Genomic DNA, 1,249 nt, shown 5'->3' on the forward strand with positions numbered 1-1,249 from the left:
TTTCTACAATTTCTGCGCCTACTTGAAAAGTATTTTCGTCGACCTGTGTGCAGCGTAGTACTTTTACGGTTGCATCCAGAGCGGGAAACGCATCGTTGCTTGAAGGAAGCGATGTCCGGCAAGTTGCTCCTGCTGTTAGTTCTTCTTCTACTTCTATTAACATGCCTGCGCCACTAAGGTCACGGCAATAACCATTTACTTTGATGTCCGAGTTATCAACGGCTAGAGTGATTTCAGTATCGACTCTCATTCTGATGAAATCGCGTTTTTCATCCCAGGTACGGCTATACAGGTTATTCATCTATTCAACACCTCTTATGGATAAATGTCTCACCTTCATTTATATGTCTAAATATGGTTGCTGTCAAAGAGCAAAACCACAAGATATTCGACTATTAGCAATTGGTAAGATTCTAGTAATAAGTTGATGCGGATGAAATTCACCCCAGCGCATCAAGCTTGATGATACCGCTGGGGCAAAAGTTTTTCTATGGTGTGTTGCTCATTTTTAGAACGAAATGGGCAAATAATAGACTAAGTGTTTGTTTTTAAAGCAGCCTAAAAAATAAGCTTTTTTACGCCCAGCTATCATTTTTCTTAGAAGGTTTAATGATAGGAATTAATAAAGTTAGAATTACACCAAGTGTTACCAGGCCACCCCCGATTAACATCATGTTAGAATCTGACTTATCTTTTAATCTAAGATTCTCGGTTTGGATCAGTTCTAATTCGTTTCTAAGCTGCTCATTACTTTCTCTAAGCTCACGATTTCGCTTATCTAGATTAAGGGCATTGGCCGAAATAGACTTAATGTTCTTTAGCTCTTTGCTATTAGCATTAAGCTCTGAAGTGGTTTGAGTATGTTCTTTGCTAAGACTCTGGTGCTTCTTTTTCAAGTTGGCCAGTTGAGTTTGAGTTTCTTCGTAGTTAGCTTTTAGTTTAGCTAACTCCTGATTAGCTTGGGCTAGCTTAACTTTAGCAATAGGCTGCGCCGTTAGATATCTAGAAGGCAGATAGCCTTCTATGCCGCTTGGCGTTTTAACGTGTGCGTAGCCAGAGCTCAGCTTTTCAATAATTTCCAGCTTGGTGCCGCTCTTAAGTCCTTTGTGGACAATCCTAAACCCGACTCCTTCGCCGCTGCGTAAGGGAACTAAAAGGGTGTCGTCTATGTACATAGTTTCAGCTGATGCAGAGCTGATAGCCAACGCGAGTAAGCATATAGAGGCCGCGATCTTTGAAAGGAATGATG

2 protein-coding genes are annotated in these 1,249 nt (G+C 40.9%); both read right to left on the minus strand.

All coding sequences use genetic code 11. The annotated features are described in order from the left end of the window. Positions 1-301: PilZ domain-containing protein (locus A3757_RS22620; RefSeq protein WP_068740344.1), on the minus strand; the 301-nt coding region annotated here is incomplete at its 3' end. A gap of 274 nt (positions 302-575) precedes the next feature. Further along, on the minus strand, positions 576-1,249 hold a 674-nt coding region (locus tag A3757_RS22625; protein WP_369819596.1), incomplete at its 5' end, for a TIGR04211 family SH3 domain-containing protein.

It is taken from the genome of Oleiphilus sp. HI0117 (assembly GCF_001635235.1).